Origin of the sequence: Pseudoalteromonas sp. BSi20439 (genome assembly GCF_000241165.1) — a bacterium.
GTDB lineage: Bacteria > Pseudomonadota > Gammaproteobacteria > Enterobacterales > Alteromonadaceae > Pseudoalteromonas.
In genome coordinates this window covers 61,008-84,495 of the sequence record NZ_BADW01000217.1, presented here as the reverse complement: position 1 = coordinate 84,495, position 23,488 = coordinate 61,008, and the positions used below count along the sequence as shown (strand labels likewise).

Annotated in this window: 17 protein-coding genes; 10 read left to right on the top strand and 7 right to left on the bottom strand. The window is 39.8% G+C overall.

Features of this window, described 5'->3' with window-relative positions; all coding sequences use genetic code 11:
- Positions 1-179: 179 nt before the first annotated feature.
- Both gppA and rhlB read right to left on the bottom strand, forming a co-directional pair.
- Entirely contained in the window at positions 180-1,673 is a 1,494-nt protein-coding gene (gene gppA, locus P20439_RS16795; RefSeq protein ID WP_008109074.1) for a guanosine-5'-triphosphate,3'-diphosphate diphosphatase, read from the bottom strand.
- Positions 1,674-1,718: 45 nt separating this feature from the next.
- A complete protein-coding gene (rhlB, locus tag P20439_RS16790; protein WP_010392673.1) occupies positions 1,719-2,996 on the bottom strand; it encodes an ATP-dependent RNA helicase RhlB in 1,278 nt (425 codons plus the stop codon).
- Between the two features lie 91 nt (positions 2,997-3,087).
- Between rhlB and trxA the strand changes: the two genes are divergently transcribed.
- Together trxA and rho are read left to right on the top strand one after the other, a co-directional pair.
- Positions 3,088-3,414: a thioredoxin TrxA gene (gene trxA, locus P20439_RS16785; protein ID WP_008109071.1), complete on the top strand. Its 327-nt coding sequence runs from the start codon at positions 3,088-3,090 to the stop codon at positions 3,412-3,414.
- Between the two features lie 183 nt (positions 3,415-3,597).
- Positions 3,598-4,857, top strand: a complete 1,260-nt coding sequence (rho, locus tag P20439_RS16780; RefSeq protein WP_008109069.1) for a transcription termination factor Rho — start codon at positions 3,598-3,600, stop codon at positions 4,855-4,857.
- Between the two features lie 79 nt (positions 4,858-4,936).
- On the opposite strand, the gene P20439_RS16775 is transcribed toward rho, so the two are convergent.
- Entirely contained in the window at positions 4,937-7,759 is a 2,823-nt protein-coding gene (locus P20439_RS16775) for a tetratricopeptide repeat protein (protein WP_008468610.1), read from the bottom strand.
- 170 nt (positions 7,760-7,929) lie between these two features.
- Between P20439_RS16775 and P20439_RS16770 the strand changes: the two genes are divergently transcribed.
- A complete protein-coding gene (locus tag P20439_RS16770; RefSeq protein ID WP_008468608.1) occupies positions 7,930-8,511 on the top strand; it encodes a DNA-J related domain-containing protein in 582 nt (193 codons plus the stop codon).
- A gap of 8 nt (positions 8,512-8,519) precedes the next feature.
- Here P20439_RS16770 and dbpA read toward each other — a convergent pair whose 3' ends face one another.
- Positions 8,520-9,908 carry an ATP-dependent RNA helicase DbpA gene (gene dbpA, locus P20439_RS16765; RefSeq protein WP_036934556.1) on the bottom strand — a complete coding sequence of 463 codons (1,389 nt, stop codon included), beginning with the start codon at positions 9,906-9,908 and terminating at the stop codon, positions 8,520-8,522.
- A gap of 193 nt (positions 9,909-10,101) precedes the next feature.
- Here dbpA and P20439_RS16760 point away from each other — a divergent pair, with 193 nt between their 5' ends.
- Positions 10,102-12,177, top strand: coding sequence for a TonB-dependent siderophore receptor (locus tag P20439_RS16760; RefSeq protein WP_008468605.1), 2,076 nt, complete (start codon positions 10,102-10,104; stop codon positions 12,175-12,177).
- Positions 12,178-12,312: 135 nt separating this feature from the next.
- Positions 12,313-13,254 carry a tetratricopeptide repeat protein gene (locus tag P20439_RS16755; protein ID WP_008468603.1) on the top strand — a complete coding sequence of 314 codons (942 nt, stop codon included), beginning with the start codon at positions 12,313-12,315 and terminating at the stop codon, positions 13,252-13,254.
- Between the two features lie 21 nt (positions 13,255-13,275).
- Here the strand turns inward: P20439_RS16755 and P20439_RS16750 are convergent, their stop codons facing one another.
- Positions 13,276-14,187 carry a DUF808 domain-containing protein gene (locus tag P20439_RS16750; RefSeq protein WP_008468602.1) on the bottom strand — a complete coding sequence of 304 codons (912 nt, stop codon included), beginning with the start codon at positions 14,185-14,187 and terminating at the stop codon, positions 13,276-13,278.
- 110 nt (positions 14,188-14,297) lie between these two features.
- Here P20439_RS16750 and P20439_RS16745 point away from each other — a divergent pair, with 110 nt between their 5' ends.
- From P20439_RS16745 to P20439_RS16725, 5 genes are all read left to right on the top strand, one after another.
- Positions 14,298-14,588, top strand: a complete 291-nt coding sequence (locus P20439_RS16745; RefSeq protein ID WP_008468601.1) for an MliC family protein — start codon at positions 14,298-14,300, stop codon at positions 14,586-14,588.
- Positions 14,589-14,655: 67 nt separating this feature from the next.
- A complete protein-coding gene (locus P20439_RS16740) occupies positions 14,656-16,686 on the top strand; it encodes a methyl-accepting chemotaxis protein (protein WP_036934552.1) in 2,031 nt (676 codons plus the stop codon).
- 71 nt (positions 16,687-16,757) lie between these two features.
- Complete coding sequence (gene ubiD, locus P20439_RS16735) at positions 16,758-18,224, top strand: 4-hydroxy-3-polyprenylbenzoate decarboxylase (RefSeq protein WP_008468595.1); 1,467 nt, start codon at positions 16,758-16,760, stop codon at positions 18,222-18,224.
- A 95-nt stretch (positions 18,225-18,319) separates the two neighbouring features.
- A complete protein-coding gene (gene fre, locus P20439_RS16730; protein WP_008468592.1) occupies positions 18,320-19,033 on the top strand; it encodes an NAD(P)H-flavin reductase in 714 nt (237 codons plus the stop codon).
- A gap of 161 nt (positions 19,034-19,194) precedes the next feature.
- Positions 19,195-19,608 (top strand): CBS domain-containing protein, encoded by a 414-nt coding sequence (locus P20439_RS16725; protein WP_008468590.1) that lies wholly within the window; start codon positions 19,195-19,197, stop codon positions 19,606-19,608.
- Positions 19,609-19,647: 39 nt separating this feature from the next.
- Here P20439_RS16725 and add read toward each other — a convergent pair whose 3' ends face one another.
- Complete coding sequence (gene add, locus P20439_RS16720; RefSeq protein WP_008468588.1) at positions 19,648-20,679, bottom strand: adenosine deaminase; 1,032 nt, start codon at positions 20,677-20,679, stop codon at positions 19,648-19,650.
- 129 nt (positions 20,680-20,808) lie between these two features.
- Entirely contained in the window at positions 20,809-23,475 is a 2,667-nt protein-coding gene (locus tag P20439_RS16715; protein WP_008468586.1) for an ATP-binding protein, read from the bottom strand.
- Between the last annotated feature and the right edge of the window lie 13 nt (positions 23,476-23,488).

Sequence of the window (23,488 nt, the reverse complement as noted above, 5' to 3'; positions counted from 1 at the left end):
TGATTAGCTTGTGCCTCGCTATGCGTTGCGCTCTGCCGTCTCAGTGGGGTCGCATTATAGGGAGATCCGAAAACAGATCAACCCTTTTTTGCAGAAAACTTGAAATAAATGACTGTTCGTTGGATATTTAGACTAAACGCTCATTTTAACCACTAAAAACTGCGCAAAAGTAGGTTTAACTAGCTAACTTTAAGTTTCCAACCGCATTTTTTCTGATACTTAATCTCTTGATTTAGCTCACTTGCCATCAACGGGTGATTTTTTAACCAATTATTTTCAAATTGAATCGCTAACTCTTCATTCTCAGCTGTTATCTTGAAGTTTGGCAACACGTCATCTTGTCGGCGCATCGATAAAATAACAGCAATACGTAATAGTCGAACAATATACGCAGCAACACTACTATGTGCACCTAAATGATCTAAGCATCCTTTTTGAAGGTCTGAGCGATGGCTATGTGCTATAGCAACAATTACTTTATGCTCTGATTGCGAAAAACCAGGCATGTCGGTATTTTCTAAAATATAAGCGGTGTGTTTATGGTACTGCTTATACTCTATTAATAAACCTATTTCATGCAGCTGCGCGACGGCATTTAAAAGCGGCAATCCACTTTGCGCTGCAACCGGCCAATACTGACTGACTTCATTAGCTAGCAGTAATGCTAAACTTGAAACTCGAGATGCTTGCTTTTGATCAACATGATAACGATTCATAAAACCATCAATAGTGCGTTGACGAATGTCGGTATTATGAAGCTCCGGTAGCATGCTATATAAAACACCTTCACGAAGAGCGCCACCCGCTAACCCCATTTGTTCTATTTCAAGAGACTCAAATAGTGCAATTAAAATAGCCAGCCCAGATACAAACACTAACCGTCGCTCTTCACTTAACCCAGGCAAGTCGAGTTCAGCTATTGTTTTATAAGCTATGGATTGTTGTTTTATGGTGTATAGCTTTTCAAGAGTGAGCAATTCATTTAAATGTTGCGCCACCATAATTTCTTGAATAGCTTGCACTGTTCCTGATGCACCAGAAGCAAGCTGCCAACCAGCCGTTTTATATTCAGGTGCTATTTCATCAATAACATTTCGTGCTGCTTTTATCGCAGCATTAAAGTTTGCTTCATTTAACTGACAATCTTTAAAGTAGCGTTCGAGGAAAGTCACACAGCCGATATTAAGACTTTTATAGTGACGTGCTTCAAAACCTTGGCCAATAACAACCTCAGTACTCGCCCCACCAATATCAATAACCAGCTGTTTGCCAGTACATGAAGAGGTATGCGCAACCCCTTTATAAATAGTTCGCGCTTCTAGCTCGCCACTAATAACATTAACTTTATGCCCTAATATTTCTTCAGCACGTAGTTTAAAGTCGTCGGCGTTGGTTGCTAAGCGAAGTGTTGCAGTGGCAACAATGGTGATGTTTTGCGTGGGAATATCTTGCAACCGCTCTGCAAACAAGGCTAAACACTCCCAGCCTCGTTGCATAGCCTCTAAGCTCAATAAATTATTATCATCAAGCCCAGCTGCGAGTCTTACTTTACGTTTGACGCGCCCTATTGTTTGCAGGCCGCCCGCCATTGATTTAGCAATAAGCATATGAAAGCTATTTGAGCCTAAATCAATGACTGCATATACATTTTTTTGCGGTTTAAGTTGCCCCACCGTTCAAAAACCTCTAGTTACAAATACGATCAAACTAACGGTCGGTTAAGACCGTCCTTTTTGGTAACCATTATTTGGGCGACGTCCGTTGTTATTACTACGATTACGTGGACCAGTGGAAAAATTACGCTTTCTATGAATAGTCGGCTTCGTTAAATCATCTAGCAATGCACTCTTATCGTAATGCGATAATGGAATGCTGTGCTCAATGTATTCTTCAATTTCATGAAGGTTATAAGCATACTGCTCACACGCAAAACTAATTGCATGACCTGAAGCGCCTGCACGAGCTGTACGACCAATACGGTGAACGTAATCTTCGCAATCATCTGGTAAGTCAAAATTAAATACATGACTTACTTCTGGAATATGCAAACCACGTGCAGCAACATCGGTAGCTACTAAAAAGTCTAGTTCGCCTTTACTAAATTGCGCGAGTATTGACTGACGTTTCTTTTGGTTAACATCACCGGTGAGCATGCCCACGCGATGTCCGTCTGCTTTTAACCATGCGTATACGGTTTCACAGCTATGCTTAGTATTTGCAAAAACAATGGCTTTCTCAGGCCATTCTTCTTCAATCAAGGTTAACAACAGCTTAATTTTATCTTCTTGTGAAGGATGAAATAGCTCTTCTTGAATACGTTTACCTGTTTTTACATCGGGCTCTATTTGCACATGTTCAGGATTAGTCATGTGTTCAAATGCAAGCTCTTGTACTCGGTACGACAGCGTAGCAGAAAATAATAAGTTTAAACGCTCTGACGTATCTGGCATACGACGGAACATATAACGAATATCTTTAATGAAGCCTAAATCGAACATACGATCGGCTTCATCTAGCACGACTACCTCAATTTCATTAAGGGTGTAACAGCCTTGCTTATATAAATCGATTAGGCGACCTGTGGTGCCAATTAAAATATCAACGCCTTTTTCTAGTTGTGCACGTTGTTTTTCGTAATCTTCGCCACCATATACTAAACCTAAGTTAAGATTACAGTGCGGCGCTAAAATTTTTGCATCTTTGTGTATCTGAATCGCAAGCTCCCGAGTCGGGGCCATGATCAGGGCTCTTGGATGTTTACTAGGTGCTTTGCTAGATTGTAATAACCGGTGGCACGTGGCAGTTAAAAACGCCAACGTTTTGCCTGTACCTGTTTGTGCTTGGCCCGCAATATCGCGTCCTTCACAAATAAAAGGTAGGCATTTAGCTTGAATGGGTGTGCAATATTCAAACCCACTTTCGGTTAACCCGGCAACCACTTCCGGTGCAATAGCAAAGTCTGAAAACTTTTTATCGGTCAAATGTGTCTTAGTCATAGCGTTTAAGCATAACGTTTAAACTTGCAATAAGAAACAAGAGTGTTTAAATACGCACTAAATATTTCGCCTAACTAAACCGGAGAGCGCAATGAGCGAGAAAATAATCCAAATTACCGACGATAGCTTTGAAGCTGACGTATTACAATCAGACAAACCTGTACTAGTAGACTTTTGGGCAGAATGGTGCGGACCGTGTAAAATGATCGCCCCAATTCTAAGCGAAGTTGCTGATGAATTTGATGGCCGTGTAACGATCACTAAATTAAACATTGACCAAAATGCAGGTACACCACCTAAGTTTGGTATTCGTGGTATCCCTACACTACTACTTTTCAAAGACGGCCAAGTAGCTGCCACTAAAGTAGGCGCACTATCAAAGACACAATTAGTTGAGTTTTTAGAAAACAACATCTAAATGTTAATTAAAAAAAGGGCTCTCGGCCCTTTTTTAAATTTATTTTGCAGAAGTACTGGACGCTGCTGTAATGACCTGCTAGTTTATAAAGCCAACTAATCCTTAGTTATATTCAACAAACCTCACTCAACGATCTAATAAAGCGATTTTGAGTATGACAACTGTAATAAAGAACCCACCAATATGCATTTACGCGAATTAAAAGACAAGTCTATAAAAGAGCTTGTAAACCAAGCTGAGTCCATGGGGCTCGAAAACGTAGCCCGCTTGAGAAAGCAAGATATCATTTTTGCTATTCTTAAATCCCACGCCAAAGGCGGAGAAAATATCTTCGGTGGTGGTGTTTTAGAAATCTTGCAAGATGGTTTTGGCTTTTTAAGATCATCAGAAGCTTCTTACTTAGCAGGCCCTGATGATATTTATGTATCTCCGAGTCAAATTCGCCGCTTTAGTATGCGTACTGGCGACTCTATTTCAGGTCTTATTCGTCCACCAAAAGACGGTGAGCGTTACTTTGCTCTACTGAAAGTAAACGAAGTTAACTTTGATAAACCTGAAAACTCTCGCACTAAAATCCTTTTTGAAAACCTAACCCCACTTCATGCAAACGAACGTTTTCGTATGGAACGTGGTAACGGCAGTAAAGAAGATATTACCGCACGAGTTCTTGATTTAGCATCACCAATTGGCCGCGGCCAACGTGGTTTATTAGTAGCACCGCCAAAAGCGGGTAAAACAATGTTGCTACAAAATATTGCGCAATCAATCACACATAACCATCCTGACGTTACATTAATGGTTTTACTTATTGATGAACGCCCGGAAGAAGTTACTGAGATGCAACGCCTAGTAAAAGGCGAAGTTATTGCATCAACATTCGATGAGCCAGCTTCTCGCCACGTACAAGTTGCAGAAATGGTTATCGAAAAAGCAAAGCGTTTAGTTGAGCACAAGAAAGACGTTGTTATTTTACTTGATTCAATCACACGTCTAGCACGTGCATATAACACGGTTATTCCATCATCAGGTAAAGTACTAACCGGTGGTGTTGATGCTAACGCGCTTCATAAACCTAAGCGCTTCTTTGGTGCTGCACGTAACGTTGAAGAAGGCGGTAGCTTAACAATTATTGCGACTGCACTTATTGATACTGGCTCTAAAATGGATGAAGTTATCTACGAAGAGTTTAAAGGTACGGGTAACATGGAACTTCACCTTAACCGTAAGATTGCGGAAAGACGTGTTTTCCCAGCAATCGACTTTAACCGCTCAGGTACACGTCGTGAAGAATTACTTACTAAGCCTGATGAGCTACAAAAGCTGTGGATTTTACGTAAGATAGTCCATGACATGTCAGAAATTGACGCCATGGAATTTTTAATTGATAAGCTATCGATGAGTAAAACCAACGATGAGTTTTTTGATTCGATGAAACGTCAGTAACCTGAACACTGGTTAAATAAACGTTTTTAAATAAAAAAGACACCAAATGGTGTCTTTTTTGTTTTCAGAGTAAATTAATTTATTCGTATTGTTTAAACAGTGCCTGTAAGTTATTTACTAATATAGTTAGCTTTTGTGTATTAAGTTGTGGCTGAAGCAATTCATCGTCTAGCGCTTTCGCAGCTATGGCTATCTCTTTAAACTCGAACATTTGTGCCGCTCCTAATACTCGGTGACTATCTTTTTGCAGCGCCTGATAATCTGCATCTTTAAAATGCTGCTCAACAAGCTCGCTTTCTTCGGCTAAACTCTGTTGAAAGCTCGTCACTAAATCACTCATATCAACATGATTTTTTTCAGTTGGTGTCTCAGTATTTGCAGCATTTAAGTATTTTGCTAGTACAGTATAAAAAGACTCTTTATCAATTGGCTTTGCTAAATAGTCACTAAAGCCAAGCGATAAATAATGATCAATTTCATGGCTCATAGCATTGGCCGTCAATGCTAAGATAGTTTGTTCATAACCACATTGTTTGAGTAGTTCAAACGCTGAAATACCATCCATAACCGGCATTTGAATATCTAAAAGCACTAAATCTGGGTACAGCTTTAAACTTTGCTCTACTGCTTGCTCACCATTTTCAACGGCAATCACTTCCAGCCCAAGTGAGTGTAAATAACGAGTGATCAGTTTACGGTTATCACTGTGATCCTCAGCAAGTACTACCTTACCAGATAATAACCGCTCCCCGTCACCCGACTTAGCTTGCTGATCGTTGTAACACTTTTGTTCTTCAACTTGTACACAGGGCAAATAAAATGAAAACTCACTGCCTTTTTTAAACTCACTCTGCACACTAATGTAGCCACCCATCATCGCCGCTAATTGCTGCGACAAGCTCAAGCCCAACCCAGTGCCACCAAAACGTCGACTAATACTGTTATCGGCTTGGCTAAAACATTCAAAAATAAGTTTAAGTTGAGATGAGCTCATGCCAATCCCAGTGTCTCTAATCGAAAAAAGTAACCCTTGCTCCGTTTTACTAACACCAATAGTTACTTGCCCTTTATGAGTAAACTTAATGGCATTGGCACATAAATTAATAAGAATTTGTTTTACTCGCGTTAAATCTAATCGCGTAAAATAGGATTTATCTAACTGGCACTCTAAAACTAACGACAAACCTTTCGCTTTAGTTTGAGGAGAAAACATAGCGTGAATATCGTTGATAAGCTGCACCACATCAAAACAGCTAATATTAAGTTCTAATCGATTGGCTTCGATCTTACTTAAATCCAACACATCATTAATCAAGCTTTTTAAATGCTCACTTTGACGCTGTATTACTCTAAGCTCATCTTGTAACTGCTCAGGCTTGTATAGACCATTGATAAGATCATCAGTTTGTGCCAAAATCGCAGTTAACGGTGTTCTAATTTCATGACTTATATTCGCTAAGAACTGACTTTTCACCTCGTTAGCTTCACGCAGCTCTTGTGCCACACTTTGTAGCTCTTTGGTGCGCTGTTCAACTTGCTCAGTTAACTTTAGCTTGGCTTGTTTTTCTGTGCGGCGTTTATAAACTGCAATTACCGTAATTAAAATCAATATGGCAACAATCACCAATAAAAACGTTAGCTGTGAACGCTTAGCTATTTGCAATTCTTGTAAGTATTGTTGTTGTTTTAATTGCTTAATTTCCTGGTTTAGCTGATTTGATTCAAACTGAATTTGAAATTGACTAACCGCTTTTGAGGCTTCTTCGGTATTAACACTACGTTGATAATCAACATACTGTTGATGCAAACTTAAGGCTTTTTCATAATCCCCTAAGCTCGCGTTTATCAGTGCCTCAATTCCTAAGCCATCTTTAATACGCATGCCATTATTATACTCTTTGGCAAGGGTAATTGAGCGCTCTGAGGTTTGCTTAGCACTTTGCGTATCACCTTGTACAAATTGAACAATTGACAACACGTGTAACGCTGCCGCTAATAAAGACTTATTATCCGCTTCTATTGCGTATTGTTGGCCCGCATTAGCATGATAAAAGGCAACATCAAATTTATTTAATTTAAGATTGATGGTGGCTAAATTTGTATGTTTGGTAGAAAGTTGAAACGCATTATTAACGCTTTGATAGTAACGTAAAGCCAACTGATTATAATGCAGTGCTAATTGGTACTGTCTCGATTCTGTGTACGCTACCCCCATATTACCGTATGCTTGGGCAACACCATCTTCATCGCCAAGTTCTTGAAAAACTTTTAAAACCTCACGGTACATTTCAAGAGCTGATTCATATCGAGAGAGACGAATATAAATACCGGCAATATTATGTAATATATCGGCTTTATCTTGCGCGCTCCCCTCTTTTTCATAAATGACTTTGGCTTGCTGATAATAATCAAGAGCCAGCTCCATGTTATACATATCAAAGTAAGCAAGCCCAATATTACTGAGTAAATTTGCCTGTTTTATCGGGTTTTTAAGCGTGATAGCGATGTTTAACGCGCGGTTATAATCAACCACTGCTTGTTGCACTAGCCCTTGATAATAAAGCATAACTCCTTGCATTTTAATCGCACGAAAGTAAAGCTTAGGCTGATCTTTTAGCGTACTACTGATCTCTAGCAATTTAAAATATTTGAGTGCATTCGCTAAATCACTCTGCGCAAACGCCAACTCAGCTAAATCACTATAAATAGTAATGCGTTGTAAATTTGGAACATCAGGGTTCGATAAGATATCGGTTGCAAGGCGATGCTTTTCAGGCCATGTTTGTTCAAGGTTAAACTGCTCAAACAAACTTGGCTGCTCATTTGATAAAGCGTCATTTGGTGCACTACTTAAAACAGCCAAAAGGCCAATAAAGCAGATGCGCTTTAACTGAGTCAGCATAAAAATATCCTTAAATCCTTGCTAGCTATAACAAAATGACACCCAAACCAAGTATAAACATCTAATTTAAACCAATTCAAAACAGGCACTCACGCCCACTCCTTGGGGTTTCATGTTATTTGGGTATATGATAATTTATTCAAGATACACTAATTAATAGATTGTAAACAATGCTTAACCCTCTGATAGATGAGATTTTTGAACTATTAATCAATAAAAAAGTGTGGATGGTTCATACTTTAGCATCTGAGTTAAAACAACGTGGGTTTCTTGATACGTTAGCTACCGAGCCTGAGCGCGACCTATTTAAGCGCAATTTTTTAATTATGAATGCGCTTTATCAGCTACAACAGCAATTAATGCCAAAACAGCAATTACTCGTTAAAAGCTTACATATTGAACTAGTAAACAATCCCAGTTACAACCAACTACACCCTAACGACCCACTGCGTGACTATTACTTAAACTGGCAAAATTTTGAGACATCTACAGCTGAAGTCAATGCGTTATTAGATAGCTTTTGGCAACAATTTAGTCGGCCTGCCCATCGCGAAATTCCGCTGAACAATGAGCAACAAAAACAATTGTTGGCACGTTGGCAATTAACCCCGCCAGTCACATTAAAGGCATTACAAAAACGCTGGCGACAACTTGCTGTACAGCATCATCCAGATAAACAAGGGGGTGATAATGAGGTGTTTAAACAATTAAAAATAGAGTATGAGCAACTCAAGGCGAGTTGCTCAGATTAGATCGAGAGTTAACGCGTTAGCCGACGAGCACGAATTTTACGTCCTTTTATATTGCCTTCGGTTAATTTGCGTAACGCTGGCTTAGATGAATTACGCTCTACCGCAACAAACGCCACGTTATCAAGCACGTTAATTTTGCCAACTTGGCGCCCAGCAACACCGTCTTTTCCAGTTAGTGCGCCTAAGATATCACCCGCGCGCACTTTTTGCTTTTTGCCTGCATCTATCATCAGCGTCACCATTTCAGGTTTGTATGGCGGCTTATCTAATAGGTTATATGATGGCATTGGCTCAGGAGTAAAGTCACGCTCGTAATGGTCACCAATTTGAGCCACTTTAAATTGCTCTGCTTCACCGTAAATAGAACACGCAATCCCTTTTTTACCTGCTCGTCCGGTACGACCAACACGATGTACATGGGTTTGTGGATCGTGAGCTAAGTGATAGTTAATCACCATATCCATGTCATCAATATCTAAGCCTCGCGCCGCTACATCAGTAGCCACTAAAATAGACGCACTTTTGTTGGCAAAATGAATCAATGTGCGCTCACGGTCACGCTGCTCTAAATCACCATGCAGTGCCACCGCACTAAAGCCTTCATCAGCTAAGTCATCACATACTTGCTGTGTTTCAACCTTAGTATTACAAAACACTACACAGCTTTGCGGGGTAAATTTAAGAAGTAGCAGCTTAAGCGTTGGATAGCGCTGTTTATTATTATCCATTTTGTAGAAGTATTGCTTAATCGTGCTTTTTTCTTGCTGCTCTTCTACTTTAATCATTTCTGGATTACTAAGTACACGCTTAGCAATCGCTTCGATTGATTTTGGAAAAGTAGCGCTAAATAACAACGTTTGACGATTTGTTGGAATGCGCTCAATTATGGCATCAAGTGTGTCTTGAAAGCCCATATCAAGCATTTGATCGGCTTCATCTAGTACCAGGGTTTCAACATCATCTAAACGCAATGTACCTTTACGAATATGATCGTCAACTCGTCCCGGTGTACCCACAATAATATGTGCACCATGTTCGAGCGAGCCAATTTGTGGGCCAATTGAAACTCCGCCACACAAAGTTAAAATCTTAATGTTATGAATACCGCGCGCTAGTTTACGCATCTCAACCGCCACTTGCTCTGCAAGCTCGCGAGTTGGGCACAATACTAACGACTGAATACGAAAGCGTTTTACATTCAGTTTGGCTAAAACGCCCAAACTAAATGCCGCTGTTTTACCTGAACCCGTTTTTGCTTGGGCAATAATATCTTTGCCACTTAAAACAGGCGGAAGGCTTTGCGCCTGTACAGGCGTCATTTGGGTGTAGCCAAGTGTCGATAAGTTATCGACTAACCCTGAAGGTAAGGCCAACGATGAAAAAGCAGTTGCAGTCACAGTAAATTCCATAGCAAAAAATAACTTGAGAAAAGTCTCAATAAATATGCTGCTAATAATAGCAGAATTAACAATTGGCAACCATTAACAACGCACGATTAAAAGTGCAAATAAAGATATTGCAAATGATAGTTATTTTCATTAAGATCTGCGACGTTTTACTATTCTAATAATCCTAAGCCGGAAGCTACTAATGAAACTTAACCCTCTTTTTATCGCACTTTTAGCCAGCACCTCTGCAAATGCACTTGCCAACACCGCAAATATAGAACGTATTGAAGTTAAAGGCAGTTACTTCAACGACTACAAAGTAGATAATGCCAGTGGTGCAATGAGAACCTCTACCTCATTACTCGATACCGCACAGTCAGTCACTGTTATTACAGACACCATAGTTAATGAACAACTAGCAACAACCTTAGGTGAAGTGCTAAGTAATGACGCGAGTTTAACGCCGGGCTCTAAACAACGAAACAGAGAAGTGTTTAACTTACGTGGTTTTGAATTAAGTTCATCAACCGGCTACCTGCGTGATGGCCACCAGCATTGGTCTCATTACCAGCAACCCATTGAGATTTTAGAGCAAGTAGAAGTTATTAAAGGCCCTTCAAGTATTTTATACGGGCAATCAGGGCCTGGTGGCCTAGTGAATATGGTAACCAAAAAACCGACTGCGCAAACGTTATTTAATGCCAGTGCCGATGTTGATCAGCATGGTTCAACTCGCTTTATGCTTGATGCTGGCGGCGCACTTACCGAGGCTGAAGATCTACGTGCCCGCGGTGTATTAGTAAAACAAGATGTTGAATACTGGCGAGAATACCAAAACGGTGATAACCGTGAACGCGATCGCTTTTTAGGTGCCTTAGTGGTTGATTACGATATTAGCGATAACGCCTTAGTGCGCGTGCATTATGATCGCACTGATGACGAAGCAGGCTTAGATACTGGCGCTTGGATAGATAATGATGCCAACATTATTGGCGATGACAAAACAATTCGTGATATGTCATGGGCCTTTACCGATATTACTGTTGAAAACATGGGTATTGATTTTAAGGTATTTTTAACCGACAACTGGCAGGTAAATTTAGGCTACAACGAGCAAACGTTTGAACGTCAGCGCTTTGAGTCAGCACCACGTAAGCCAAGTGACTTTATCGAAGGTGATAGTTACCAGTCACGTCCTTACGATCGCTTTGATGATTGGCAGTTTAAAACTGCTTTTATTGACTTCATTGGCGAATTTGAAACCTTGGGTGTGCATCATCAATTACTTATAGGCGCTAACTCACTGGATTATTACTACGGCCAATTACGTACATCTGCTGATACGATTAATTTTTCTGCCGGTCAAAATGAGCCTAATCGCCCTAATATAAGTTACAAGTCAGATGACACTATTAGCTCGTCTGCTTACAACTATTACGGGATTTATATCCAAGACTTAATTTCATTCTCACCAGAATGGCAAGTATCGCTAGGTGGTCGTTACGATAAACAAAGTAAAGAAAACAGCAATAACGAATCGTTCGTACCTAAGGTTGGCGTACTTTACCATCCTCATGCCTCTGCAACTGTTTATGCTAGTTACTCAGAAGGGTTTGAGCCGCAAAACGAAACATTGGTAAATACAAGTGATGTTAATAATGGCATGAAGCTCGATGCTATTACCTCTGAGCAAAAGGAAGTTGGGGTAAAATGGCAACTGTTTGATGACCGATTAATGCTTAGCGGTGCCTTATTTGATATTAGCAAAACAGGTACCTTAGTGAGCGAAGATCTTATTAACCCTATCGGTGATATAACCAGCATCACCACACAGGCAGGTGAGCAACGCCATAAAGGCTTTGAGCTTGCAGCTCAAGGTGCCGCTACTGACCGTTTATTTGTTATGGCATCAACCATGTATTTAGATGCTAACTATGAGCGCGATGAAGAATTAGAAGGCAAACGCCCTACTGATGCTCCAAAATGGTCTGCCTCTTTATGGACACGTTATGAACTCAACGACGCTATTGCTTTTAATGCCGGTGCGTTTTACGAAGGAGAACGTTTTGCCGATAACGCTAACACCGTAACAAAAGAGGGGTATACGCGTGTTGATATTGGCGCAACCTACAAGCTTAACTTAAGTAACAAAGATATTAACTTACGTTTAAACATTGAGAACTTATTTGATAAAAACTACCTAGCCGGTGGCGGTTTAAATAACGTTACCGTAGGTGAAGGCACAAGCGTGCGTTTAGCCGCACAATTTAGCTTCTAAGCTCATTCTTTATAAAGCCCATATTAAAAAGTATGGGCTATATAAACTAATCCTTTATGACATAATTACTTACAGTTTGCTGCTTTACTAATTTATCACTTGCTCTAAAGTTGTAAATTAACAAGGAGCCTTATTATGTTGCTTTTCAATACTAGCCAGTCATTTCCTCATTTTACACACGTTCAGTGCTGCCCTGGCTGCAACAGCAACAGCTATCACTTAGTTAATCAAAGCCGCTTTTTACGCTTTACCATTTTTCCTATATTTCCGATAAAGTTAAGTTATAAACGCGAGTGCTATCAATGCGGACATAGTGAGGCTATCAATATTAAAACGTTACCTCTGCTTGAAAAGCTTAGCCTACCAAAATACTGCGTTGGATTAATTTTATTACTATGGGGGCTGTTATTTTTTTACCAAAAGCATCTCAACACTGAAATACTAAAACAAAGCTATTTAACCTCCCCAAAAGCTTATGATACCTATTTAGTTAAAGCCGATAAATTCACTCACGAACCATGGACACTCACTAATTTAAAAGTTGCGCAAGTGCTAAGCTTTGATGAGCAATTTATAACGTTTCAAGTAAGTAATTACAGCTATAAACGCAGTAGCGCCATTACCGCAGCGATGCGTGCAAGTTTATTAGTACAAAGAGATTATTTTTCTTCTCGAACTATTACCCTGCCTCGTAATGAAATAAAACGTTTATACGAAGATGACATTATATTTGACGTACTACGCCCACAAGCATATTCGCTTTATGGCGGGTTTGTAATGTTTCCACCTAAACCTAAGCCTCTTTATAAAGGCTTAAAGCTCGATGAGAATAATCAGCAAGGGATTATTTACTATAAAGATAAGCAATATAACGAAGCGCTTGAAAGCTTTAAGCTGGCAGCAAACTCAGGCTCACAATGGGGTCAACTAAACCTTGCTCAAATGTATCGTGATGGACAAGGTACAAAAAAGAACATTCAGCAGGCAATTTATTGGTATAAAAAAGCCATTGCTCAAGATAATAGCAAAGCTAAATACGAACTTGAGCAACTATGTAAAACAACTCAGTGCGAATAAAATAAAGTAGCGTTACCACAGCTAATTATTTGTTTTAAATAACTTAGTATAAGCGACATGCATAATCACAATAATCAAACCAGCACCTATACCTAACAGTCCGTCAAATACTAAAGGGGCTAGTATTTCCCCTGTGCTACCAGCAACCGACTGCGCATAATGAGTTACATCCACTTGGGTATGATGCAAAAGCTCAATTGCGTGTACTAAAATTCCACCACCCACTAAAAACATCGCCACCGTGCCCGCAAAGGCTAAAAACTGCATTAACCGTGGGGCTGCAGCTAATAAGGCTTTGCCGAGTAATTCTTTAAACTTACTTGCGGAAAGTTTGGATTGATTAAGTAAATATAAGCCCGCATCATCAAGTTTTACAATTCCTGCAACCAGTCCATAAACGCCAATTGTCATGATGATGGCAATCACACTCAATACCAGCGCCTGGTTCATTAATGTCGCCCCTGCGACCGTACCTAATGTAATAACAATAATTTCAGCGGAAAGAATAAAATCAGTACGAATTGCCCCTTTAACTTTTTGCTTTTCATACTCTGCCAAATCTAAATTTTCACCATCCTCTATAGCTTCTTGATGATGAGGTAAAAAACGAGCAAATACTTTTTCTGCGCCTTCAAAACATAAAAATAAGCCACCTATCATTAAAAGGGGAGTAATTAGCCAAGGCAACCACACACTAATTAATAACGCAGCAGGAACTAATATGGCTTTATTTAAAAACGACCCCTTTGCCACTGCCCATACAACGGGCAGCTCCCTATCAGCAGTAACCCCAGTAACTTGCTGAGCATTAAGTGCCAAATCATCACCAAGCACCCCTGCTGTTTTTTTTGTCGCAACTTTACTCATGGTCGCAATATCATCCAGCAAAGTCGTTATATCATCCAATAATGTTAAAAGGTTGCTGCCAGCCATGACATTTCCTAATTAAAAATAAGATCTTAAACATAACGTAAAGCGATATTTTCACCAACGGTTAATTTAGCTTTGCTAAGCTCCTAATTAACAGCCGATGAAATAGATAAATGATGAAACCAATAAAACACACTACCGTTATTATTGCTTTAATAGTCCTGACTGCATGCAATAAGCAGCCAAGCATTAATAACTATATATGCGATAACGCACCTGCAAAACTTGATATTATTAGCAACAAACAAGCAAAGTTGAGCTTTTATGATCATGATTATATGTTGAATCATGAGGTAAGTGCTTCAGGCAGTAAATACATTAATCAAGAGGTGTTATTTTGGAGCAAAGGCGAGCAAGCCATGCTAATAATTAAAGGTAAAAAATATCACTGCAACACCAGTTAACCAATGACTAACATCGCATTAAAAAACTTGCTACACTAACAAAAGTCTTAATATTGTTGATAAAGTTATGCAATCTCTTGCCATCAAACATAAAATAATTTTAGCCTTTTCAGCCATTGGCTTGTTAATGCTTACTAGCAGTCTATTTTTTTACTGGTCTCTAAATCAAATTAGTACTACTAACACGCGTATAGAAACGTTGGCAGTGCCTGTACAACAAGCGAGTAAAGATCTGCGCTTATCACTCCTTTCTATTACTAAATTTAATGCCATTGCTTATAGCCAAACTAAACTTAATTTACTGCTGGAAAATAAAAAACAGGCGCACGCCGAACAAACGCAGTTTTTTAGTAAATTAGAAACACTCAAAGCGCAAGTTGCCCAGCAGCAAGGCATGCAAACATTACTCGTTACTATTAATAATGACTTCACCAAGCTAAATACAATAAGCAACGACATGCTTGCAGCAAAAGAGCAACGCTTTAAGGCGCAAAGCTCAGCCGCAGCACTAACAATTACGTTTAATGAACAACTTCGTGAACTCAGTAACCGCTTACTTGATATAGAGCTCATAAACGTGGCGAGCAACCAGCAATCACTTTTGAATGCAGTATTTGGCACAGCGACTCGTGTTGATGATTTATTATTTACTTTAAATAATAATGTCAAAGGAATTGGGCAAATAACCACGTCAGAAAATATAAACGATCATCAGCAAGATACCTCTTTTTTACTCGACAATATTAAATCTAATCTTAGTTACTTAGAGCAACAAGCCACCCCAATTGCTAATAAACTCAACACAAATGAGCTTATTACAGCATTTGATGATTTAAGTAGCTTATTAAATAATCCTAATGGGCTGTATGCATTGCAAAATACTGTGCTCAATAATAAAGACAAAGTTGATCAGCGTTTTGAAAGCTTTCAAAACGCCTTTATTAGTATTGAAAATCAATTGATTGAGCTTAATAAACTGGCTGACACGCGCTTTAACTTTCTACAAGAGAGCGCTAAATCAGCGATTAATACCGGCTCTAGCTTAGTGATTATTATTGCGTTTGTATTAATTGCATTGCTGATTATTATTTCAGTATTTACTACTAACGCCATGCTAAAACCGCTTAAAAAGGTGAATAAAGAACTTGCTCGCATAGCCTCAGGTGACTTTTCTCAGCGTAGCAATCCCCACAGTAAAGATGAATTTGGTACGCTGATGCACAACACTAATAAGCTTTGTGATGATTTAACTCACTTAATAAAAGCCATTAGTAACGACGCTTACGAACTCGATAATTCAGCGATTCAAACCAGCGAAAAAGGCCAGCAAATGACCATTGTTGCTAAGCAACAGCTGGAACGTAGTGCACAAGCAACCTCATTAGCGCAGCAAATGTTACAAAGCTCACAAGCCGTATACGAGCAAGCGCAAAGCACTTCAGATGAAATTACTAATGCCTCGCAATTTGCTAATGACGTAAACGACATTGCAAACAATAATAGCCAAAGCATTGAGGCACTTTTAAGCCGCTTAGATAGAGCAGTAAGCAGTACAGAAGAATTAGCGCAATATACGCAACTCATTGGTGCCATTGTCGATACCATTAGCAGTATTGCAGAGCAAACAAATTTACTGGCACTTAATGCTGCAATTGAAGCGGCGCGGGCCGGTGAACATGGTCGCGGGTTTGCCGTAGTAGCAGATGAAGTCCGCTCGCTTGCAGCTCGTACGCAAAGCTCTACTAGCGAAATTACCACCATGATCAACACACTACAGCAGCATACTCAAACCACTCAAACTGAAATAAATGATGGGCAACAACAGGCTAAGCACTGCGTTGAAAACAGCACTGAACTAAATAGTGCCGTTGAGCGTATTAAAAGCACGCTGGTATCGGTTAATGCTATGAGTAAAGAGATTGCTCATGCCTCACATGAACAACTTACAAACAGCACCGATATTCAACAAATAATGGCTAAGGTAACCGAGCAGGCCACCTTAAACGCCAACAATGCGACGACCCTAGCAAGCGAAAGTGAAGACGTTAATCAACTTGCACACTCATTAAAAGGTGCAGTAGAGCGCTTTAAGTTTTAAGCGCAGCTAATGACTTGGCTTGTATGAACTGGGTATAATACTTTTAACTTTTTGCTAAGTAACGGCCCACAATGAAATACAAAGATCTACGCGATTTTATCGATTTACTTGAAAAACGAGGCGAGTTAAAACGCATCAGCCAAGAAATTGACCCGTATCTTGAAATGACCGAAATTGCTGACCGCACACTGCGTGCCGAAGGCCCTGCTTTATTATTTGAAAACCCTAAAGGGTACAACATTCCCGTTTTAGCTAACTTATTTGGTACCCCGAAGCGTGTAGCCATGGGTATGGGCCAAGAAGATGTGAGTGAATTACGTGAAGTAGGAAAATTACTCGCATTTCTAAAAGAGCCTGAGCCACCAAAAGGTATTAAAGAAGCGCTTGGACAAATTCCGGTATTCAAGCAAGTACTTAATATGCCGGCCAAAGAAGTTAAAAAAGCCCCTTGCCAACAAATTATTTTACAAGGTGACGACGTTGATCTAACTAAGTTTCCTATTCAGCACTGCTGGCCTGGCGATGCTGCACCTTTAATTACTTGGGGTTTAACCGTTACCAAAGGACCTCATAAAAAGCGCCAAAATTTAGGGATTTATCGCCAACAGCTATTGGGTAAAAATAAAATCATTATGCGTTGGTTATCTCATCGCGGTGGCGCGCTTGATTTTCAAGAGTGGTGTAAAGAGCATCCTGGCCAGCCCTATCCTGTTTCGGTGGCATTAGGTGCAGATCCTGCAACTATTTTAGGCGCTGTAACTCCCGTTCCAGATACATTAAGCGAATATGCCTTTGCCGGTTTACTACGTGGTAGTAAAACTGAAGTAGTTAAGTCAATCTCGAATGACTTACAAGTACCAGCCAGTGCAGAAATCGTACTTGAAGGGCATATTATGCCAGGAGAGGTGGCACCGGAAGGTCCGTATGGCGATCATACAGGTTACTACAACGAAGTCGATGATTTCCCAGTCATGACGGTCACCCATATTACACATCGTAAAGACCCTATTTACCATAGTACTTTTACTGGCCGCCCGCCGGATGAGCCGGCTATTTTAGGGGTGGCATTAAACGAAGTATTCGTACCAATCTTACAAAAGCAATTTCCAGAAATTGTCGATTTTTATTTACCGCCAGAAGGTTGTTCGTACCGTATGGCCGTGGTAACAATGAAAAAACAATATCCAGGTCACGCCAAGCGCGTAATGATGGGGGTTTGGTCATTCCTACGACAATTTATGTACACTAAGTTTGTTATTGTCTGTGATGATGATATTAACGCTAGAGATTGGAACGATGTAATTTGGGCTATCACTACTCGTATGGACCCTGCGCGCGACACGACGTTAATTGAAAACACACCAATTGATTATTTAGATTTTGCATCGCCCGTATCTGGCCTAGGTTCAAAAATGGGTATGGATGCAACAAATAAATGGCCTGGTGAAACAACTCGCGAATGGGGCGAACCTATTGTCATGGATCAAGCCACTAAGGATCGAGTTGATGAGCTTTGGGATAGCTTAGATATTCTTTAACGACTTTGGTCTAGGGCCTCTAGGCTATAAACTCACCCTGCGGATATGCTATTATTGCTCAAATAAAGTGCGTATTCGCTAATTTAAGGTAAAACATGCAAACATTACTCGCTGAAGTTGTTTCTATCAGCCCACTAACAGAATTTGTTCATAAAGTTATTTTAAAGCCGCAACAGCCTGTAGCATTTGAAGCTGGCCAATATTTACAATTGGTTTTAGGTGAGAAAGATAAACGCGCGTTTTCAATCGCGAGTCGCCCTTCACAAACGGATGCTTTAGAATTACACATTGGCGCATCAAACGCAGACTCTTATGCGATGCAGTCATTAGAGCACCTTCGTAGTGCCCACAACGATAACCAAACCGTAACTATTGAAGCGGGTTTAGGTATTTCTCAGCTGCGTTTGCAGTGCGAGCGTCCAATTATTTTACTCGCCGGCGGTACTGGTTTTTCTTACGCAAAGTCAATGGCTGAGCATTTAGCTGAAATCAACTGTGAGCGCCCGGTGCTATTTTACTGGGGTGTAAAAGAAGAGTCGGCGCTGTATGCTCATACGCAAATGCAAGCATGGGCAGATAGCCGTAAAAACTTTAAATTTATTCCTGTAGTAGAACATCCTACCGACAGCTGGACTGGCCACACTGGTTATGTTCATAAAGCGGTGATGAGCGATATTATGTCGTTAGAACCTTACGATATTTATATGGCAGGTCGTTTTGACATGATTGGCATAGTACGTGATGATTTTATAAATCATGGCGCCATTCGCGAAAACATGTACGCGGATGCATTTGCTTTTATAAAATAAAAGCAAATGCATTATTTTTAAGGCACCTTAGGGTGCCTTAATTGTTTTAATTGCTAGAACTATGATTGTTATTACCTATTAAGCTCATCAACATAAACAATTTCCTAAAATCCAATCTATAAACCATACTTTGTATAGAACATTAAGCGGGAGAAACCTAAATGTTAAATACAAAAGTAAAAGATTTTATGCAACACAAGTTGCCTCATATCACCCCTAATACAGAAATGACCACAGCCATTGCTGAGCTACAAAAATTTAAACTACTTGGCGCACCGGTATTTGATGATAATAAGGTGCTTGTTGGCTTTATCTCAGAACAGGAGTTACTTAAACCCTTAATGCAAAGCAGTTATTTTTGTGATGGTATGGTTAAGGTATCGCAGTTGATGCAAACAGATGTGGTAACCGTGCACGGCGATACCAATATTATGGAATTAGCAGAACAAATGAAGCCCGGTAAACCTAAAAATTATCCCGTAATCGATGGCGGTGTAGTGGTAGGTATGATCAGCCGTGCCGATATATTAAAAGCACTTTATAATAATTACGTTAGTTGTAATGCGCACATATAAAAAATGCCACTGTAAACAGTGGCATTGTTAATAAATATCTTAACCAGAGTTCAGGTTAATATAAGCAATTTTACGCTGTGCTACTTTGGCTTTAAGTGCACTTTTATCAGCGTCACTTAAGTAGGCAATTTCAAGCGCATTCGCTTGCGCTTTTTCCATATCGGCTTGTGACAAACCTGCTTTTGGTGCTGCCACTGCGTACTCGTACTCAATTTCAATGCCTTCAACAGCTGGGTCATCCGTGTTAAGGCAGGCTAAAATGCCATGATCTAAAAACTGCTTAAGTGGATGTTTGGTTAAATCATTCACTGTACTGGTTTGAATATTACTGGTTAAGCATGATTCAATACCAATGCGGTTATCGCGTAAATAATCCATTAGTTTGGGATCTTCAATCGCTTTAACACCATGGCCTATTCTGCTTGCACCAAGCTCGTTTAATGCTTGCCAAATACTTGGCGCACCTAACGCTTCACCAGCATGCACAGTAACAGCTAAATACGCATCACGTACTTGTTTAAAGTGATCAACAAACAGCTCGCCAGGGTAACCAATTTCATCACCGGCTAAATCTACGGCGACTAAGTCATTTTTAAAGGCAAGTAACGCGTCTAACTCGTGCTGGCAGGTTTTAACACCGTATGTACGAGATAAAATACCAATTAAGTTTGCTTTTATATCAGCATCTTTTGTTGCACTGCGGATACCATCAACCACCGCCTCAACAACCCCTTGAGGATGTAGGCCTTGGCTTTGTGCCATATAATAAGGGCTAAAACGCAGCTCTACGTAATCAAGGCCTTGCGCTTGTGCATCTTCAATATTCTCTATCGCAATGCGTCTACAGGCATCGTAATCACCTAGTACCGTCACTCCCCAATCAAGCTTTTGTAAAAATGCCATTAAGTTTGGTTCAGGATCAATAACCTGAACATGAGGAATAAGTGCTTCAACATTGTCCGCGGGTAAAGCGATATTAAACTGACGACCAAGTTCTAGTATGGTTTGCGCGCGTACATTACCATCTAAATGACGGTGAATATCTAGCAAAGGTATTTTTCTATTGATCATAATAGCTACTCGGTTGAATTAAAATTGCGCGAATGATACGCAGGTATAGTAATATTTCAAGTGTAGAATATTTAAATTAGCGCTAGGAGGTCTTATGTCTGCTTTTTATATAAAAGAGTGGCTTAATCTCTAACGTGATAAATAAAACCAAATCATTTTAAACAGTGCATCAGCATCAATAGGTTTGGTTATATAGTTATCCATACCCACATTAACCGCTTTTTTAGCGTCTTGTTCGTGCGCATTAGCAGATAAGCCAATAATGGGTAAATCTAAAAAACCTAACTCATTACGAATCACTTTCGTTGCCTGTAAGCCATCCATTTGCGGCATTTGAATATCCATTAATACTAAGTCGTATCTTTTATCGCTTAGCATTTTAATCGCTTCAAGGCCGTTATTAGCAATATCTACAACACCCTGCTTGGTTTTTAAAATAGCCGTAGCCACATGTTGATTTAATGGGTTGTCTTCAACTAGCAGTAAACGATACTTCGCCAATGTTAAATTGCTAATATCTATTTTATCTAACTTACCTGAATAATATTGTGCTTTAGGTAATGGTGAATGAAGCGGTAAACTAAAGGTAAACGTAGAGCCGTGACCCTCACTACTTTTTAAATCAATTGCTCCTCCCATCAGCTCCACTAATTTTTTACAAATACTTAAACCAAGCCCTGTGCCACCAAACTGGCGTGAGGTTGAACTATCAGCCTGAGAGAAAGGGTTAAATAGCTGTTTTTGTGCCTCCTCACTAATTCCAATCCCCGTATCATTGACACTAAAATAAGTCATTTTTGCTGACTGCCAAATCTTTAATGTGACACTGCCCTTAGCAGTAAACTTAACGGCATTATTTAATAAATTCAGCAGCACCTGCTTTAAACGAATAGGATCGGTATTAACAACTAAAGGAGCATCATGATCAACCTCAACTTGCAGTGACAAAGGCTTATTACTGACTTCAAATTGCATTAAACTCATAACTTCTTTTGCTAGAGATTTTAACTCCACAGGCTCCTGCACTAACTCAAGTTTACCCGCCTCCATTTTTGAAAAATCAAGCACATCATTAAGCACTCTCAATAAGACGCTGACCGCACCATCAGCTTGCTCTATGTAAGTTTTTGCTTGCGGCCAGTCCTGCTGTTGCAGTGCTAAGTAATGCATGCCTTTGATACCATTAATTGGAGTGCGAATTTCGTGGCTCATATTGGCTAAAAACTGGCTTTTTATCTCACTGGCTTCATCAGCTTTTTTCTTTTCCTGGCGCAAAGTCAGTGTTTGCTTTGCCACTTGTTCCCGTATACGAACATTGGTGGCGACCACTGAAATTAAAAACATAATCAATAGCCAAACAAATAACATTCCCACTATCTGTGCTAACCAATAAATAAGCCAGGTTGACTCCGTCTTAGGTTGGTATATTTCTACCTGCCATAACCGATGCCCAATTAACAACTGATAATCTTTTAGCAACGTCATTGAGTCATGCTCAACGCTATAAAGAGTCTGTTTATTATCTACTTTATTTATATCAGTAAAGCTAATCGCGACTTCGCCACTACTATCAAATGAAAGTACCTGCGACAACTTAGCTAAGTTAACGAGTGCAATCACAAATCCTTTGAAATCCCCTTCAATATCAGGAGCACCAAATACAGGAGAAATAAAAAGCACGCTTAATTCATCATCTGTAGGGGCTAACTTAAATGGTTTACTCAGTACCAACTCATTAAGAATTTTTGCTTTATTAAGGGCGTCGCGAATACCCACATCAGAGCTCAAATCAAAACCCAACAGATCTTGCATATTCTTTAAGGGGTAAATGTATTTTATGGGGTAATAAATATTACTAGAGGGTGCTTTTTGCCATTGTCCATTCGCCATTCTTTGTTTTATAACGACACTTTTGTCCCATTTAGTAGATTCATTAATAGAATTGGCAGTAATGATTGGTACCCAATTTAACGCTAAAATCTCTTCACTGTAGCTCAACTGCTTAGAGGTAAAATGATTAAACTCATCAAGACTAACTTGTTCGCTACTTGCTAAAAATGCGCCTAACAAAGATAGATGGGCAGCCACTTCATCTAACCTTTGATTAATGGCACTTTGCGTCATCATCAATTTAGCTTCTTGTTTTTGAATGTCTTTTTGTTTTTTTACACTAGCCGCACCATAAAAACTAACACTGATAATGGCGTAAATAAGTAACGCAGGCAAAATAACTTGAAGCCGATGACGTAACTGCGAATAGTTAAATACAGCCAGTACTAAAGGGGTAAAAATCAGTACCCCTATTGAGTCACCAACCCACCAGGTAATAAAGGTACTAAGTGCAGCAGATGAACTAATTATATGATTAAAAACAAGCAGAATGGTTCCTGACCCAGCAGCTATGACGCAACACAGCGGTCCACCAATCATCAAGCTTTGAATACTAAGTTTAAGGGAAGATAAATTAAGAGGCGCTTTAATAACTTTGGTAATGAGGAATGCACCCAGCCAGGCCTGAGAAAATACAGCACAGCTGACGCCAATAGCTTGCAATAATACTTGCCAGTTTAAAATATCAGCAACACTGTCTAAGTGAATTAAATTAACAAAAGCAGCGCCTGCAAAAATCCCCACATAAGCGCGACGCCCCCATAATAAAAAGCTCGCTAGTGCAATACCTGCAGGGGGCCAAGAGGCAACCGCGTAACCATTAACAGCAAATAAAAAATTACTCAGGTAACCGCTAAAGAAGTAAGCGCATGCGAGGCTAAAGGAAAGTGTAAATACATTTTTCACAACCGCCGCTCCT

Excerpts from the sequence above, each read along its gene's own strand:
- P20439_RS16740 (WP_036934552.1), top strand. The coding sequence starts at position 14,656 with ATGCAATCTCTTGCCATCAAACATAAAATAATTTTAGCCTTTTCAGCC.
- trxA (WP_008109071.1), top strand. The coding sequence starts at position 3,088 with ATGAGCGAGAAAATAATCCAAATTACCGACGATAGCTTTGAAGCTGAC.
- ubiD (WP_008468595.1), top strand. The coding sequence starts at position 16,758 with ATGAAATACAAAGATCTACGCGATTTTATCGATTTACTTGAAAAACGA.
- P20439_RS16745 (WP_008468601.1), top strand. The coding sequence starts at position 14,298 with ATGATGAAACCAATAAAACACACTACCGTTATTATTGCTTTAATAGTC.
- fre (WP_008468592.1), top strand. The coding sequence starts at position 18,320 with ATGCAAACATTACTCGCTGAAGTTGTTTCTATCAGCCCACTAACAGAA.
- P20439_RS16760 (WP_008468605.1), top strand. The coding sequence starts at position 10,102 with ATGAAACTTAACCCTCTTTTTATCGCACTTTTAGCCAGCACCTCTGCA.
- P20439_RS16770 (WP_008468608.1), top strand. The coding sequence starts at position 7,930 with ATGCTTAACCCTCTGATAGATGAGATTTTTGAACTATTAATCAATAAA.
- P20439_RS16750 (WP_008468602.1), bottom strand. The coding sequence starts at position 14,187 with ATGGCTGGCAGCAACCTTTTAACATTATTGGATGATATAACGACTTTG.
- add (WP_008468588.1), bottom strand. The coding sequence starts at position 20,679 with ATGATCAATAGAAAAATACCTTTGCTAGATATTCACCGTCATTTAGAT.
- P20439_RS16775 (WP_008468610.1), bottom strand. The coding sequence starts at position 7,759 with ATGCTGACTCAGTTAAAGCGCATCTGCTTTATTGGCCTTTTGGCTGTT.
- P20439_RS16755 (WP_008468603.1), top strand. The coding sequence starts at position 12,313 with ATGTTGCTTTTCAATACTAGCCAGTCATTTCCTCATTTTACACACGTT.
- rho (WP_008109069.1), top strand. The coding sequence starts at position 3,598 with ATGCATTTACGCGAATTAAAAGACAAGTCTATAAAAGAGCTTGTAAAC.
- P20439_RS16725 (WP_008468590.1), top strand. The coding sequence starts at position 19,195 with ATGTTAAATACAAAAGTAAAAGATTTTATGCAACACAAGTTGCCTCAT.
- rhlB (WP_010392673.1), bottom strand. The coding sequence starts at position 2,996 with ATGACTAAGACACATTTGACCGATAAAAAGTTTTCAGACTTTGCTATT.